Genomic DNA, 15,636 nt, shown 5'->3' on the forward strand with positions numbered 1-15,636 from the left:
GCCTGGAAATTTTGCATGGCCATTATCCTTACATGGGGGTTTTGCGTTGGGTTGGGCGAAGCATTCGGGTCTAGTATTTTGCGTATATTTCCATGATTATCGCCCGAATGCTTCGCCCCTACGAATTTATTTTCTCTCATTCTTAACTCTTCACCTCGATTACTTCACTTCCTTATAATCCACCCCATAACTCGTATCTCTCCCCGATAAATAAGTATTTTTTCCAGTCAAAGTCTCCAAAGTTTGTCTCGTTTTAGCAGAAGTAATCGTATTCAAAGGTACGCCCAATTTGCTAGCCAAACCGGCCGCCACGCCCACACCTTGTCCTTGATAAATATTCACTGTCGCAATACGCCCCACTGATACTGCCATACCAACATACCCTGAAGAACGCCCGACGATCGCCAAATTATTCACTTTGCTAGCCAATGCACTTTCTATGCCAAAATTGTACACGGGCAATCCAGGAATTCTCGATGACAAATCCTTGACTCCGCCCCGCAAATCGAAATCGTAGGAAAAACTGCCGATCGACTTTTCGGGTTCTGTTCCTCCTTTAATAATTTCCTGTCCTGTCAGCGGTGCTACCACATCGCGAACGTTCAAAGTTTGTCTGATGTAAGCTTCATCTGGAATAAATACTCTCACATCTTTACCCGATTTCTTTTGCAGCCACTCTTGCAGAAATGACATTTCTTTGAGCATCTCAGGAGTCGGTTTTCTGTCGTTAGCTTCCATCTTCATCAGTTGGTCAACTTGATATTTAAATAGGAAGCCGTTCCATGACATAGAATTGTCTTGATAAACGCAAATATTGGCTTTGTCAAAAAAGAAGCCTTTGTCTTGAGTAAAGGGCAAATTTCTGTCTACATGATAGGCCGCTCCGAGGGCTACGCTTCTGATATTGTAGCCGTCTCGGTAGGCTTGATAAATCGTGCTTAGGAAATTCCTCATCCAAAATTCGGTACTGGCATCATCTTTATATTTGGTAATGCTGGATTTAATTTTTTCTACTAAAGGGGTGTTGTAAAGAATGTCATCTTCCATTCTGCGGAGGTCGGACATCGTTAAGCCGGTAATTGTCGGAACTATGGATATCGCTAAGGTTTCATTTTTGGATTTGATGTTTTGCGATTCATATCCTGTATAATAGGATAATCCGGCTTTTCTGGCGAATTCGGCATCTTGAGTTACGTCTATGTAAGAGTTAGCTTTGATTTTAACTCCACTGTCTTTTACTTCGGCATATTCAATTTTGCGATCGACTACGTGGGGAACAAGAGTGGAGTTGGAAATAAGTTGAACATCTGCCTCTGAAAGCATATCTTTCAGTGCTTTATCTGCCGTTTTTGGTTCTATGCAAGATTCGGGAACTTTCGCTTTGTCTAAGAATTCCCGGAAGCATTGGGCGTAGGGTTGGTTGTACCAATCGGGGATTTTATCTAAATCGACGTAGCCTAAGCCGCCGCGGGTGAGTACGCCACCTAACATTGCGGTTTCATGGTTCGATCGCACTACGGCTACTTTTCCCTTTGCACCTAGGGTTTTCTTGGCCCAGATAGCTGCACATATCCCCGGTACTTCGTCGCCATATACCACTACATCAAAGTTGCGATCGGCTGGTGTCTGAGCTGCTGTGGGGGACTTGTTTGTGGCTGTTTGGCGCAGGCTTTGGGTGTCTGAGGTGGCACTTGCTTCGTTTCGGTGGGCGATCGAGCTTTTTACGTCTTTCAAATACGGGGAATCAACTAAAACTTTTATCGCTACAAAAAAGATGGCGATCGCAGCTAATTTCTTGAAAGTAGGGGGCATTTAGTTGACTCGTTGATAAATTTGCATTACCTGAAAGTGCTATTCAGGGTTTACGGAGTTGAATATAGCACGTTTAGGTAATTTCGGCACAAATTTATTTTTTCCAGGAACTGTTGTTAGCAGCATTAATGTTAAGTTAATTCACAACTTGTAGGAACCGTAACAGTCTGCTACTATTTTCAAAGCATCGGTCAAAAACGATAAACTGATGTTATGGTAGGATTGTCTGGGGCTGGTGGCAATTGGCAAGTTATTGATGAAATAAGCGATCGGGCTGTCGTCCAACAACAAGATAAGTTATCATGTGGCCCTGCTTGTGGTGAAATGCTCCTGGGCGATCGCGGAATGTACGGTGCGAACCAATCTTTAATTGCGGCTGAAACAGGAGTACCTGTAAATATTGAAGATTTAGCAATCGCACTCAATACTCTGGATACAAGCAGTTCTAGATTTTGGTTGGGTGGTACTGTTTCTATTCCTGGGGCCACAAATTCTGAAATAGTTGAGGTATTAATTACTACTGGTTCTTGGGCTGCTATTTTGTGGGAAACTTTAGCTGACTTGGGTCATGTAGTCATTGTTGATGGACTTGATGATACAGGAAAAATTATGATTCGCGACCCTTGGAATGCTACAAAATATAAAATGGAATTAGCAGAGTTTTTAAATTACTGGAACCTTCAAGCAGTTTACTCATTAAGACGATGAAAGTGCAAGTTTTGTCTATTCAATCTGCGATCGCCCCTAATACTCACGAGGTTGTGCTGTCTGTTGGTACGGATACACAAAAATTTATTTTTACAACCGAAGTCAATCGAGTTGGAGAACATTTACTTCAAACTACCCACGGCGATCGCACTTTTTCAGAGGTTTTCAAATTTAATCAACGGGTGGCAATGAATGTGACAAATCTGGTTGTTAAATGCTACAATCGTGAAACTGTCAATCTTCCGGCAGATGTCGGCGTCTTGGTCACTCCAGAAACGGCTTTATCGAAGCAAAAGCCATTTGAAAATAACAGTTTAGCAGATACTGAATCGCAGCAAACAACAGCAGTCGATCGAGAAACTCGTCAAAGGGCGATCGCGATTCTCGAACAGTTACCGGAGGCTGTGCTTGATGAAGCTGTGAGGTTTCTGGAATCTTTGTATGTTCAGTGCGATCGGGTAGAGTAGCGATCGTACTTTTAAAATGCTACAATTATATCTATCAAAAATAGAAGCCTAAAAAACATGACTTTCGAGGCTGTTTTAAATCTTGTCAAGCAGTTGTCTCTAGCCGAAAAGTTACGGTTGATTAAGTCTATAGTTCCTGAAATAGAACGAGAATTAGTTGTTATACCGACTCCCCGCAAATCATTGTGGGGTTTATGTGCTGACTTGGGAATTGCGCCCTCTGCCGCTGATATAGATGAAGTTCGCAGGGAAGAATGGGCGAATTTCCCAAGGGAGGATTTTTAATGCTGGGTGCTGTAGCGGATACTCATGCTGTTATCTGGTATATCTTTGCCGATTCGCGACTTTCGGTGACTGCTAGAACGACAATAGAACAGATAGCTGCCGAGGGAAATCAGGTGGCTTTTTCATCAATTACATTAGCAGAAATTGTCTATCTGAGCGAGAGAGGGCGGATTAATTCAACTACTCTCGATCTATTATTGCGAGAAGTTGAGAGCGACGATGCCTTATTGGTTGAAATTCCTTTCGATCGCAATATAGCTCTGACTTTAAGGCAAGTTGACCGATCGCAAATTCCCGATTTGCCCGATCGCATTATTGCTGCTACGGGTTTGTATCTTAATGTACCCGTTATTAGTCGCGATCGCCGGATTCAATTATCGAGTATAGACACAGTTTGGTAAATCTGAGTCACTGGGCGCAAGTTTAAATTTTCCGGGAACAGTTGTTAGCGGTTTTGCCTGTGTTACTGGTTTGGGAGGGCTATTGATGTGGGTAAGGATGCTGGGTGCGATCGCATCTCAGATATCTGGTGTCGGGAAGGGCGATCGGCTACAATAATTTAAGAACAACAATTAAGTCATCTGAAAAATACAGAAAAAATGGAAAAAGTTTTTGTACATCCTGAATGTCCTTTTTCAGCAGAGACATTTAACTTATTGGCACAATTTTATGAAAACCCAAGCTCAGATTTTTACATAGCACACAAAAAAGATTTTTTGAAGTATGTTGAAAATCCCTTGAAATATATTTTAAGCCAGGTCGAAAAGCTGTTACCTGATATTATAAAAAAATATATAAATATCAAGTGGGAGCAATTTGGAGAGATCGTTGAAACAAAAGGTTTACAATCAGTAGCTTACAGTGTGTCTTTGGGTTATGGAGATATCAATTATATAGATAATGCTCGCCTAGTGCTAAGATTTGATAACCAAGACTTAACTTTTGGTTTGTGTGCCGAATTTAACGATATTGATGTTTTGAGAGATAATTATGAAAGCAATTATATAAATGACCCATTGGCAATCGATATCCTTAAACGTTATAATCTTCCTAATCAATATCATTGCTATTTAACCAACCAAATAATTCGTTGTAATTACCCTGTGCATGAATATCGTCTGACAATAATGAAACCTCAAAAATGTATTTATGAATTATTAGAAAGTATTATTTCTTTAGTTGCCAAACAAACACTAAAATTTGACGGTCAGCATAAAATTACTAACATTCAGGTTGCTAGATCGCTTGAAGCAGAAGAAGTATTAGGATATTCTGCACAACAGTTAATTCAGATAATAGCACAAACGTTTAAAAAAGTATTTCCATTATTTGTGATTTCAAATCTGTACGACAATGATTTACCTCTTCTTATAAGTCAATATTTTTCAGTATATGAAAAGGAATTTAATCCAGTATATCAACTAGAAAAAATTTCCGAAACTACTGGTTTTCAAACAACCCAACTAACCCAATGGATACACACCATTAACCGCAAAGGCCAAACCATCATCCAAGGCCCCCCCGGAACCGGAAAAACCTTCCTCGCTCAAAAACTCGCCCAACACTTAGTCGGTGGCGGTGACGGTTTCTCAGACATTATCCAATTTCATCCAGCTTATACTTATGAAGACTTTATTCAAGGCATCCGTCCCCAAAGTCAAGATGGGCAATTAACTTATCCAATAGTTCCCGGTAGGTTCCTAGAATTCTGCGAAAAAGCCGAAGTCTGTGAAGACACTTGTGTTCTCATTATTGATGAAATTAATCGCGCAAATTTATCTCAAGTCTTTGGCGAGTTAATGTATTTGCTTGATGACCGCGATCGCACTGTTAAACTAGCCAGCGGTAAACTATTTAGAATCCCTAAAAATGTCCGCATCATCGCCACAATGAACACAGCAGACCGCTCTATTGCCTTAGTCGATAACGCACTCCGCCGCCGTTTCGCATTCATTCCCATCTATCCAAACTATGAAGTGCTGCGACAGTTTCACCAGAGAGAGAAAACAGGTTTCCCAGTTGATAAATTAACTAGGATTCTAGAAAATGTCAATCGGGCAATTAACAACAAACACTATGAACTAGGCATCTCCTTCTTTTTGACAAAAACCTTAGCTGAAGATATCCAAGATATTTGGCAAATGGAAATTGAGCCATACCTCGAAGAATACTTCTTTGATAATCCGGCAAAAATGGATGAATTTCTCTGGGATAACATCAAGGATAAATTGAGCAATTGATGATATTATGAAACGAGAATTGCCCCAAATCATCAAACTGATAGAATATGAATTACTAATTTTAGATCGAGACTCAATTCCCGAATCAGTAGGACAAAAAATACATCTCAATTATGCCAAGGAAATAAAGATAGAATTTCCCAACTTTAAAACAGGATATAAATGGCAATTAACATCTAAAGGCAGAGTTGGCAACATTCCAATTACTCCAGAATTTCACATTTTCATCCGCCCAAAGGTTCCCATAAACAACATCTTCGGAATGCTTGAATATGCCTACAACCTTAAGATAAAATTTCCCCAAGGACAGATTCAGTGCCAATCTTTAGAACAAACTTACGAGAGATTAGCTAACATTCTTGCCCATAAAATTCTCGAACGCTGTCGCAAAGGATTATATCGCGATTACTTACCCAAAACCGAAAGACTCGCTTACATTCGCGGCCGCGTCGATTTGCGGTCAGCCCTTCAAAAACCTTGGGATGTTAAACTAAAATGCCACTATCACGAACAAACAGGCGATATCGAAGATAATCAAATACTCGCTTGGACACTCTTCATCATTGGCCGCAGCGGTTTGTGCCGCGAATCTGTTTCATCCACTGTGCGAAAAGCCTTTCACGCACTCCAAGGATTTGTGACATTAAAACCTTTTAAATCATCAGCTTGTATCGATCGCACTTATCACCGTCTGAATCAAGATTATCAACTTTTACACGCCTTATGTCGGTTTTTTTTAGATAATACAGGGCCCAGTCACGAAACTGGCGATCGCGAAATGCTCCCTTTTCTGATAAACATGGCTAGTTTATATGAACAATTTGTCGCTGAATGGCTCAAAGCAAATACACCAAAAGGCTTTGAGGTCGAATCACAACACCCAGTCACACATGACCAAAATTATTCCGATGAGATTGACTTAATTATACGCGATATTGAAACAAATGAAATCCTGTACGTCCTCGATACAAAATACAAAGCTCCCGATAAAGTAGCCAAGGATGATCTTAATCAAATAGTCGCCTACGCCAATGCAGTAAACTGTAAAAATGCAATTCTCATCTACCCGCAAAACCTCGACGAACAGAAACTAAACATAAAACATGGTGATATCCGAGTTCGCAGTCTAGCTTTTTCCCTAGATAGCGACCTCAATGAAGCCGGAAAAACCTTTTTAACCTCTCTACTTCCAAACACCCTCTCCTAACTCTTCTCTGCGGTTCATTTCTCCACAAAAAAAGAGGCGCGATCGCGCCTCCCAAATCTTTCATGTTCGCGTTCTAAACACTAACAGCTACTTTCGATTCCTTCGCAGTCAACTTCTCGTAAGTCGCCCGCATCTTCAATCCCACCAACACTTGGAACAAACCAGTTCCATTGTTAGAACCAGGATATTCGCGGTGCTGAAGCAATAGGTGAGTTAACTCGCCTTCATACTTCGCAGAAGTCTTGCTCAAATGGTTTTCGATGTAAATAACTTCTTCGAGATTTTCAAACTGACCGTCTACTTCCAAAATCGAGACTTCGTGGCCGTAGAAAGCGTCTGGCCCGTAATACATCTTAATTCCCGGATAGGAACAAGTCAGTTTGCGGCCGCAAGGAATCCAGTTGATTGTTGAACCTTCGTCAAACAAATACGCCGATTCAAAATTGGCGATGCCTTCGCGCTGAATCATCTGCACCCGCAGAACCTTCCGCTCTTTGTCATCTTTGATTAAATTGGTCGGCAATACTTGAAGTACCACATCGGCATATTGCTTTTGTGGGTCGATGTAAGCCGTAAAGTCTGGTTTACGAGCGTTGATCGCAAACAGCACGTCTTCGTAACGGTGGCCCCGTTCCGCCATGTCGCGCTGGATTTTCCAAGCAATTTTTACTTCGTCGCTGATGTCGAGGTAGACGCTGAAGTCGAGGAGCGATCGAACTCGCTCATCATACAGCGGGTGCAATCCCTCAATCACGATCACATGATTCGGCTCTACCCACTCAGGAGGATCGAGCAGGCCGGTTTCGTGGTTGTAAATCGGTTTGTCGATTCCTCGGCCTTCTTTGAGCGCTTTCATTTGCTCGGCCATCAGGTCGAAATTGTTGGCTCTGGGGTCAAGGGCGGTAATCCCTGTTTCTTTGCGCTGTTTGCGATCGAGACAATGATAGTCGTCCAGACAGATCACGGTAACGAAATCTTCCCCGAACAAATCTGTCAATCGGCGCAAAAAGGTAGATTTTCCGCACCCGGAGTCTCCGGCAACGCCAATTAAAACCACGCGATCCGGCTTAGTTGTCATAGTTTCCCTCTAAAAAAATCAATGTTTAGTGACGCTCCTACACCAACCGCAAGCGATATGTTGTAGGCATCTGAGTCCGGTCAAGGATATCAAGAGCTTCCTTCAAGGTACTCCCATCGTTTCCCTCTACGGCGTTTTATAGTGAGGAACAGGTCCCGCCCCACTTGTCACATAAAAGCTGTTTTATCTAGACCTAGATTATTATTCTGCGATCCAAGATATGAGTATTTTACGAGAATTATTACAATGAGTGCTCGTCTCCTCGCCACCCAAAGAATGCTGGTTGGCTGCGCCCAACATCGCTGGCAGGATCGCTCTAGCGCGTCGCGTGGCTCTCATCCCACCCCAAATCAAAGATTATGGGCTGGGGATTACCGCCTGTCTAGCTAACTTTAGTGGTTAATCTTACCAGAATGCGATCGCCCACTACAAGCTCAACGTCGATCGATTTTCGATTTTCGATTTTCGATTTTCGATTCGAGAATTAACGCCCTCAGTCATCAGACGTGCAGGAATAAATCCAGAACCTTGTAGCTGGCTGCTGTCGGTCAATAGGAGTCATTTGTTGCCCGATGCGGTATTCCATCGCCGGCCGCCGATCGAAAGGACTTATGGGGGCTGATCCCGCGATCGGGTAAAATAGTCGCAGTACGCAGACAACAATAGCTATAGGTCAACACCTGAACGCAGCCGGACGAGGTTCGCGGGGCGTGTTCGGCTAATTGGGAATTGGGGACGCGATCGAGCAAAACTTGACACGCCCGCCCTGGACGGCGAGGCTGAAAGATTAACGCGACCAATTAGTCCCGATGACCTTAAGAAAAAAGTAAATTGAGTCTACGGTCACATTCTCTATCTTTATAACTCTGTATCGTGAAGGAAAAGCAACAAATGTACAGCCCAAGCATATCTGGTGTTGCGACCAGCTCAATATCAGGCAGTCGCATCTTTGTCTATGAAGTCGAGGGTATGCGTCAAAGCTGCGAAACTGACCAAACAACTAACCCGATTCGTCGTAGTGGCAGCGTGTTTATCGCCGTTCCCTACCATCGCATGAATCAGGAAATGCGGAGGATTACTCGCATGGGTGGCAAAATCGTCAGCATTCGACCCTCCAACGACGCTCCCAAAACTCATGGCACTGTAGCACCAGAACTTGGACAACAGAGTCAGAAATCTGGAGAAACAACTAAGCCCATGACTCAAGCACAGGAAAAGGTTCAGGTTCCAGTTAACCTCTACAAGCCAGCCAATCCCTATATTGGCAAGTGCATTTCTACAGAAGAATTGGTCAGGGAAGGCGGCGACGGCACTGTCCGCCACGTCACCTTTGACATCTCTGGAGGCAATTTGCACTATTTGGAAGGTCAAAGTATTGGCATTATTCCAGATGGTACTGATAAGAACGGTAAACCTCACAAAATTCGGCTTTATTCGATCGCCTCTACCCGTCACGGAGATAATTTGGATGACAAAACAGTCTCTCTGTGCGTGCGTCGGCTAGAGTACAAAAGCCCAGAAACCGGCGAACAAGTCTTTGGTGTTTGTTCGACTTTTCTGACAGGTTTGGAACCAGGGGCTGATGTCAAAATCACCGGCCCAGTAGGCAAAGAAATGTTATTGCCAGAAGATGAGGATGCCACCATTATTATGATGGCTACTGGTACAGGAATTGCTCCTTTCCGGGCTTATTTGTGGCGGATGTTCAAAGAAAACAATCCCGATTACAAATTCAAAGGTTTAGCTTGGCTGTTCTTTGGCGTAGCTTATACTCCCAACATTCTGTACAAGGAAGAGTTGGAGAAATTGCAGGCAGAATTCCCCGATAATTTCCGATTGACCTATGCCATCAGCCGCGAGCAAAAAAATGTTGACGGCGGCAAGATGTACATTCAAAATCGGATTCAAGAAAACGCTGATGAATTGTGGGAGTTGGTTCAAAAACCCAAAACTCACACTTATATCTGCGGTTTGAAGGGCATGGAAGGCGGAATTGATGAGGGAATGTCGGCGGCTGCTGGCAAGTTCGGAGTCGAGTGGTCTGCCTATCAGAAACAATTGAAGAAAGACCATCGCTGGCACGTTGAAACCTATTAATGTGTAAGGTGATTTAATCTCAGTTGTAGGGCGGGCTTTGCTCGCCCTATAATTGTTTTAGACTGGTATAGCAGTTGATAGTTATACCAATTTTTTATGAGGCTGCATAGAATTCGATATCGTGGACGGGGAGGGTAGGCACGGTGGCACTACCCCTACAAAACGATGATTTATCTGAGAATGAAACAGCCCTACCCTTTTTTCCCCCCTTGGGGGGGGTAGGGGGGGTGGGGGATGCGAGGGGGATCGAGATATTATATGGTTTCCGGTTGCATCATCAGGTGATTTAACCTTACTAGAACGCTCCAGAACACAGAGGGAGATAAGAGAGATGAATACAGGACGATGCTACCGGATTAGATATTACAGAATGCCCACACCACAAGAGTTTAAAGTGTAAAATATAAAGAAAGCGCACCGAAAAGGGGAGATAATTTACATGATTTTAATTTCTACCCAACAACTGACTTTTGAAGAGTATCTAAACTACCAGGGAGAATCAGGTGTTTGTTATGAATTATATCGGGGACATCTCATCGAAATGCCAACACCCACAGCTATACATATCAAAATAATTGAATTTTTGGTTTACCAGTTCCGATGCTTCTTTGCAGCACATAACCTGCCGCTAGTTGCCGTTGTCACTACCGCAGTCCGAACCGAGGAAAATTCTTCGCGAGTTCCTGATGTGATGATTTGCACTCAGAGTCTTTGGGAACAAGTCTGTGCCCAAGCTGGTTCGGCAGTCTTGGACTTTGAAGAAAAACCACTGTTAGTGATAGAAGTTACCAGTCAAAATTGGCGGGATGACTACATCCGTAAACGGGCAGAATATGACTTGATTGATATTCCTGAATATTGGATTGTAGACCCAAATCAACCAAAAATTCGTGTCTGTAGCCGTCCCGAAAATGAAGGTAGTTACTCTCAGCAAGAATTTTTGCCGGGACAGCAAGTTCAGTCTGTACAGTTCGCTGAATTTATTCTATCGGTTAATCAAGTGCTATCTCCACCGCTAGTGGAAGATTTAATTCGAGAAGAACAAGCACAGCGACAGCAGCTAGAACAGCAAGTTGAAAGATTGGCGCAGCGGCTTCGAGAAATGGGGGTAGATATCGATACAGAAGTTTGAATTGTCATACCAAGTTAGATCCCCGACCTCTTAAAGAAGTCGGGGATCTGTATATTGAGTTTAGTTAAATGACAAATTGCTTGATTAGCATATAATGATAGTAGGTTAAGTGAATTTCAACGGGTCAAAGTCGTGGCTTTCAAAATTGGTTTGCTAGGTTTAGGTACAGTTGGCGCGGGAACGGCAGAGATTTTGCTCTCTACAGATGGCCGCCATCCGCTGTTGCAGGAATTGGAAATCTATCGGGTGGGTGTGCGCGATATTTCTCGAACTCGGTCTTTACAATTGCCAGAAAATGTGCTGACAACTGACCTGGAAGCGATCGCCACTGACCCTCAAGTTGATATTGTAGTAGAACTGATTGGGGGATTGGAGCCGGCGCGATCGCTCATTCTCCAGGCTATTGCTAACGGTAAGCACGTTGTCACCGCCAACAAAGCTGTGATTTCCCGCTACGGTCAAGAAATATTTGAAGCAGCCAACGCCAAAGGCGTTTATGTAATGTTAGAAGCTGCTGTCGGTGGCGGCATTCCAGTCATCCAAACTCTCAAACAATCCTTGGGTGCAAACCGCATTCAAACCGTAATTGGCATCGTCAACGGCACAACTAATTACATCCTGACACGGATGCAAACAGAAGGTGCAGACTTTGGTGAAGTCCTCGCCGACGCACAGCAATTAGGTTACGCTGAAGCTGACCCCGCAGCGGATGTAGATGGATTAGATGCTGCTGATAAAATCGCTATTTTAGCTTCCCTAGCTTTTGGAGGCAGGATTAAATTAGCAGATGTTTACTGCGAAGGTATCAGACAAGTTACGGCGTCTGATATTGACTATGCAGACAAACTGGGATTTGTAATTAAGTTGCTAGCAATTGCTCAAAAAAACTGCCAAACTACGGAAGAAAATGGGGATAAAGAAAACGAACTTATTTCAATTCGGGTGCATCCTACCTGCGTGTCAAAAACTCATCCGCTGGCCAGTGTCAACGGTGTTTATAATGCAATTTTAGTAGAAGGAGAGCCGATCGGGCAATTGATGCTGTACGGGCGCGGTGCCGGTGCCGGACCCACCGCTAGTGCGGTAGTATCCGATATTCTGAACATTGCAGCTATTCTGAAAACCGAAACTGTTCCGATTCCCCATCCTTTGCTCAGTTGCAATCACCAACACTATTGCCAAATAGCAAAAATGGAGGAACTGGTAACGCGGTTTTATGCTCGTTTCCTGACTCGCGATACTCCGGGGGTAATTGGCAAATTAGGGACTTGTTTCGGGAACCACAAAGTTAGTTTACAATCTGTTGTGCAGACGGGAATTCATGGCGATTTAGCAGAAATTGTAGTCGTGAGTCACGATGTTAAAGAAGGCAATTTCCAACAGGCGATCGCGGAAATTAGGGCGATGGAATCCATTCATAGCATTGCTAGTATTCTGCGAGTTTTGTAAAAATTAATTTGTAAGGGCGGGTTGCACCAAAAATATTTGCGAATAATTGACAAACTCTCAAACCCGCCCTCGATCAGTCCTGAACGCACGGGGGGTCAAAAACCCGGTTTCTGCGTCAATATCACAGGCCAGAAAGCGACGATTTTTTAAATAAAACGGGTTTTTTGCGTCCAGGACTGCTAATTCTACTATTTTACCCATTCGATTAGAAAAACGCAGACAATCTCAAAATATCATCTGCGTTAATCTCCGTGCATCTGGGGTAAAAAAAATCCCTAAAAATCCCCGTAACTACTAATAGCCCCCTGTAATCTTACAATCACCTCATCAACCAAAATCGCCCCCAACTCCCCAGAAGCACGAGTCCGAATATTCAAACTATTCGCCTCAACTTCCTTAGCACCGACAACACCCATCACCGGAATTTTATCCTTCTCTGCATTCCGAATCAATTTACCCAAACGCTCGCTACTCTCATCAGCTTCAGCGCGCATTCCTAGAGCCTTCATCTTCGCCGCCACCTCCTTCGCAAACGGTAAAAACTCAGCGCTGACAGGCAACAAACGCACTTGAATCGGCGCTAACCATAGCGGGAAATCCCCCGCATACTGCTCGATCAAAATTCCGATTAATCTTTCCAAAGAACCGAAAGGAGCGCGGTGAATCATCACCGGGCGCTTGCGAGTGCCATCTTCAGCAACGTATTCCAGGTCAAAACGTTCAGGCAAATTGTAATCTACCTGAACAGTTCCTAATTGCCATTCCCGGTCCAAGACATCTTGGAAAATAAAATCGAGTTTCGGGCCGTAAAAAGCCGCTTCCCCAATTCCTTCAAAATAGTTCATTCCCAAGGTTTCTACGGCGCGGCGAATCGCACCCTGAGCTTTTTCCCAAGCTTCATCGGAACCGATATATTTATCCAAATTATTGGGATCGCGGAAACTCAAACGGGCTTTGAAATTCTTGAGTTGCAGACTTTTGAATACTGATAAAATCAAATCTACCACATTCAAAAATTCTGCATCCAATTGCTCCGGGGTGACAAATAAGTGAGAATCATCCACTGTAAAGCCACGAACTCTGGTTAAACCGCCCAATTCTCCCGATTGTTCGTAGCGGTAAACTGTGCCGAATTCTGCTAAGCGCATCGGCAATTCCCGATAGGAGCGGAGTTCGCTTTTGTAAATTTGAATGTGGAAGGGGCAATTCATGGGTTTCATGACAAAACCCTGTTCGTTGGCAGCCGCTTCCTCATCTTCTGCCATCAGCGGAAACATATCTTCTTTGTATTTCTGCCAATGTCCAGAGATTTTGAATAAATCGACTCTGGCGATGTGGGGAGTTACTACTTGCAGATAGCCCCGTTTGATTTGTTCCTGTTTCAAGTAATCTTCTAAAATACTTCTCAAAACAGTGCCTTTTGGTGTCCATAAAGGCAAGCCTGGGCCTACTGCATCGGCGAAGATAAATAAGCCTAATTCTTTACCTAATTTGCGGTGATCCCGTCTTAGGGCTTCTTCTTTGCGGTGTTTGTAGGCTGCTAATTGTTCGGGGGTTTCCCAGGCAGTACCGTAAATGCGTTGTAACTGGGCTTTGGTTTCGTCCCCGCGCCAATAGGCTCCTGCTAGGCTTTCGAGTTCGATCGCCTTTGGATTCAATTCACTGGTATTGTCTAAGTGAGGCCCGGCGCACAAATCCCACCATTCGTCGCCCAAATGGTAAAGGGTAATGGGTTCGATCAAACCTTCGAGAATTTCTAATTTGTAAGGTTCGTTAATTGCCTGAATTCTGCTTTGTGCTTCTTCGCGGCTGACTTCTTCGCGAATTACAGGCAATTTGCGGTTGATGATTTTGGTCATCTCTTTTTTAATGGCTTTTAAATCCTGTTCCGTAAATGGTTCGGGAGTGTCAAAGTCATAGTAGAAACCGTTTTCAATCCAAGGGCCTATGGTGACTTGGGCCTTGGGAAACAATTTCTGCACCGCCATCGCCATGACATGGGATGTAGTGTGGCGAATTTTTTTTAGTTGCTCCGACTCGCTGGTGCGGGGCAAATCAATTTTAGCGGGCTGTTCTGAAACGGAAAGGGATTCTGAGCTAGACATCGGTTGATTTAGCAATTAATTTAGTTGCACTGGGTTCTATCTTACCAGAAAAATGGGTTGAAAGCCCCCTCCTTGTAGGACCGCTTTAACTTCCGAAACCAGTAAAAATTTGTGAAATACACACACTTTGTACGCGAAAATTTTTGTAAAGATGGTAAACTATTCCCATGATAGCAATAGAGTTTAAGTTAAAGGGCAAAGCGGAGCAATATCGAATCATTGACGAAATGATCCGAACAGCTCAATTTGTCCGAAACAAAACTCTTAAATACTGGACAGAGAATCAAGGGATTAAGCTTGTCGATCTATACAAACAATGTGCCGTCATGGCAAAAGAGTTTGAATGGGCAGGCAAACTTAACTCGATGGCACGTCAAGCCTCTGCCGAACGTGCCATTTTTGCTATTCAACGTTTTTTTGCTAACTGCAAAGCCAGGAAACCAGGAAAAAAGGGATATCCGCAGTTCAAAAAACACAGTCGATCCGTAGAATATAAAACTTCGGGGTGGGAGCTTTCTGCCGACAAAAGGCATTTAACATTTAAAGATGGTTTTGCTGCTGGGAAGTTTAAGTTAATCGGCAATCGGGATTTGCATTTGTATGCGCCCGACGAGATTAAACGAATCAGAGTTGTACGTCGTGCCGACGGCTACTACGCCCAGTTTTGTATCAATGTGGAGCGAAAAGAGAAAGCTATCCCAACAGGTAAAACTATTGGGATAGATGTGGGGCTAAACCACGGATTAAAGCAGGCAGGAATTAATTTAAATACGGCGGGGCACGCCGAAATTAACGCTTGGGGACAGACTGATCTCCACTCGTTGGTGGTAGCATCAACGAGCAAGTCAACTGGCCGATCCAAGAATCCTCGCGCCTGATAGCTGGGGAGTGTCAATCAGATTGGGATAACAACCGCCCACTTAATGCTTTGGGGTTGGGAACTGTCAGATAAAATCTACCCATATATAGACAAACTTACCGGAATGTACACATAATAGAGTGTATACAGTTAGGTATCCTCTATTATGGAATCCAATGAAGTGACTATTTCAATCG

General features: G+C 43.5%; 14 protein-coding genes and 1 pseudogene. 11 read left to right on the top strand and 4 right to left on the bottom strand.

Features of this window, described 5'->3' with window-relative positions; all coding sequences use genetic code 11:
* Positions 1 to 159: 159 nt before the first annotated feature.
* Positions 160 to 1,812 (bottom strand): FAD-dependent oxidoreductase, encoded by a 1,653-nt coding sequence (locus tag ACBR23_RS08535; protein WP_371116183.1) that lies wholly within the window; start codon positions 1,810 to 1,812, stop codon positions 160 to 162.
* 213 nt (positions 1,813 to 2,025) lie between these two features.
* On the opposite strand from ACBR23_RS08535, the gene ACBR23_RS08540 reads away from it, so the two are divergent.
* The 6 genes from ACBR23_RS08540 to ACBR23_RS08565 all read left to right on the top strand — a co-directional run bounded on the left by ACBR23_RS08540 (position 2,026) and on the right by ACBR23_RS08565 (position 6,719).
* The gene (locus tag ACBR23_RS08540) at positions 2,026 to 2,520 is read left to right on the top strand and encodes a papain-like cysteine protease family protein (RefSeq protein ID WP_371119345.1); all 495 of its coding nucleotides are present in this window, start codon (positions 2,026 to 2,028) and stop codon (positions 2,518 to 2,520) included.
* 11 nt (positions 2,521 to 2,531) lie between these two features.
* Positions 2,532 to 2,987: a hypothetical protein gene (locus ACBR23_RS08545; RefSeq protein WP_371119344.1), complete on the top strand. Its 456-nt coding sequence runs from the start codon at positions 2,532 to 2,534 to the stop codon at positions 2,985 to 2,987.
* A gap of 57 nt (positions 2,988 to 3,044) precedes the next feature.
* Positions 3,045 to 3,272: a hypothetical protein gene (locus ACBR23_RS08550; RefSeq protein ID WP_371119343.1), complete on the top strand. Its 228-nt coding sequence runs from the start codon at positions 3,045 to 3,047 to the stop codon at positions 3,270 to 3,272.
* Entirely contained in the window at positions 3,242 to 3,673 is a 432-nt protein-coding gene (locus tag ACBR23_RS08555) for a type II toxin-antitoxin system VapC family toxin (RefSeq protein WP_371119342.1), read from the top strand. The genes ACBR23_RS08550 and ACBR23_RS08555 overlap by 31 nt, the downstream gene beginning before the upstream one ends.
* A gap of 198 nt (positions 3,674 to 3,871) precedes the next feature.
* Positions 3,872 to 5,512, top strand: a complete 1,641-nt coding sequence (locus tag ACBR23_RS08560; RefSeq protein ID WP_371119341.1) for an McrB family protein — start codon at positions 3,872 to 3,874, stop codon at positions 5,510 to 5,512.
* 7 nt (positions 5,513 to 5,519) lie between these two features.
* Positions 5,520 to 6,719: an McrC family protein gene (locus ACBR23_RS08565; protein WP_371119340.1), complete on the top strand. Its 1,200-nt coding sequence runs from the start codon at positions 5,520 to 5,522 to the stop codon at positions 6,717 to 6,719.
* Between the two features lie 73 nt (positions 6,720 to 6,792).
* On the opposite strand, the gene ACBR23_RS08570 is transcribed toward ACBR23_RS08565, so the two are convergent.
* Positions 6,793 to 7,797 carry a phosphoribulokinase gene (locus ACBR23_RS08570; protein ID WP_371119339.1) on the bottom strand — a complete coding sequence of 335 codons (1,005 nt, stop codon included), beginning with the start codon at positions 7,795 to 7,797 and terminating at the stop codon, positions 6,793 to 6,795.
* Positions 7,798 to 8,043: 246 nt separating this feature from the next.
* On the opposite strand from ACBR23_RS08570, the gene ACBR23_RS08575 reads away from it, so the two are divergent.
* Entirely contained in the window at positions 8,044 to 8,187 is a 144-nt protein-coding gene (locus ACBR23_RS08575) for a hypothetical protein (protein WP_371116175.1), read from the top strand.
* Between the two features lie 158 nt (positions 8,188 to 8,345).
* Here the strand turns inward: ACBR23_RS08575 and ACBR23_RS08580 are convergent, their stop codons facing one another.
* A complete protein-coding gene (locus tag ACBR23_RS08580; protein ID WP_371116174.1) occupies positions 8,346 to 8,597 on the bottom strand; it encodes a hypothetical protein in 252 nt (83 codons plus the stop codon).
* A gap of 91 nt (positions 8,598 to 8,688) precedes the next feature.
* Here ACBR23_RS08580 and petH point away from each other — a divergent pair, with 91 nt between their 5' ends.
* The 3 genes from petH (at position 8,689) to ACBR23_RS08595 (ending at position 12,475) form a co-directional block, all read left to right on the top strand.
* Positions 8,689 to 9,894: a ferredoxin--NADP reductase gene (gene petH / locus ACBR23_RS08585; protein ID WP_371119338.1), complete on the top strand. Its 1,206-nt coding sequence runs from the start codon at positions 8,689 to 8,691 to the stop codon at positions 9,892 to 9,894.
* Positions 9,895 to 10,333: 439 nt separating this feature from the next.
* Positions 10,334 to 11,026: a Uma2 family endonuclease gene (locus tag ACBR23_RS08590; RefSeq protein WP_371119337.1), complete on the top strand. Its 693-nt coding sequence runs from the start codon at positions 10,334 to 10,336 to the stop codon at positions 11,024 to 11,026.
* Between the two features lie 132 nt (positions 11,027 to 11,158).
* A complete protein-coding gene (locus ACBR23_RS08595) occupies positions 11,159 to 12,475 on the top strand; it encodes a homoserine dehydrogenase (RefSeq protein WP_371119336.1) in 1,317 nt (438 codons plus the stop codon).
* A gap of 275 nt (positions 12,476 to 12,750) precedes the next feature.
* Here the strand turns inward: ACBR23_RS08595 and thrS are convergent, their stop codons facing one another.
* A complete protein-coding gene (gene thrS / locus ACBR23_RS08600) occupies positions 12,751 to 14,580 on the bottom strand; it encodes a threonine--tRNA ligase (RefSeq protein WP_371119335.1) in 1,830 nt (609 codons plus the stop codon).
* Between the two features lie 227 nt (positions 14,581 to 14,807).
* Between thrS and ACBR23_RS08605 the strand changes: the two are divergent.
* Positions 14,808 to 15,320: pseudogene (locus tag ACBR23_RS08605) on the top strand (RNA-guided endonuclease InsQ/TnpB family protein); the annotation flags it as partial.
* Positions 15,321 to 15,636 lie beyond the last annotated feature (316 nt).

Source organism: Microcoleus sp., from assembly GCF_041354475.1.
GTDB lineage: Bacteria > Cyanobacteriota > Cyanobacteriia > Cyanobacteriales > Microcoleaceae > Microcoleus.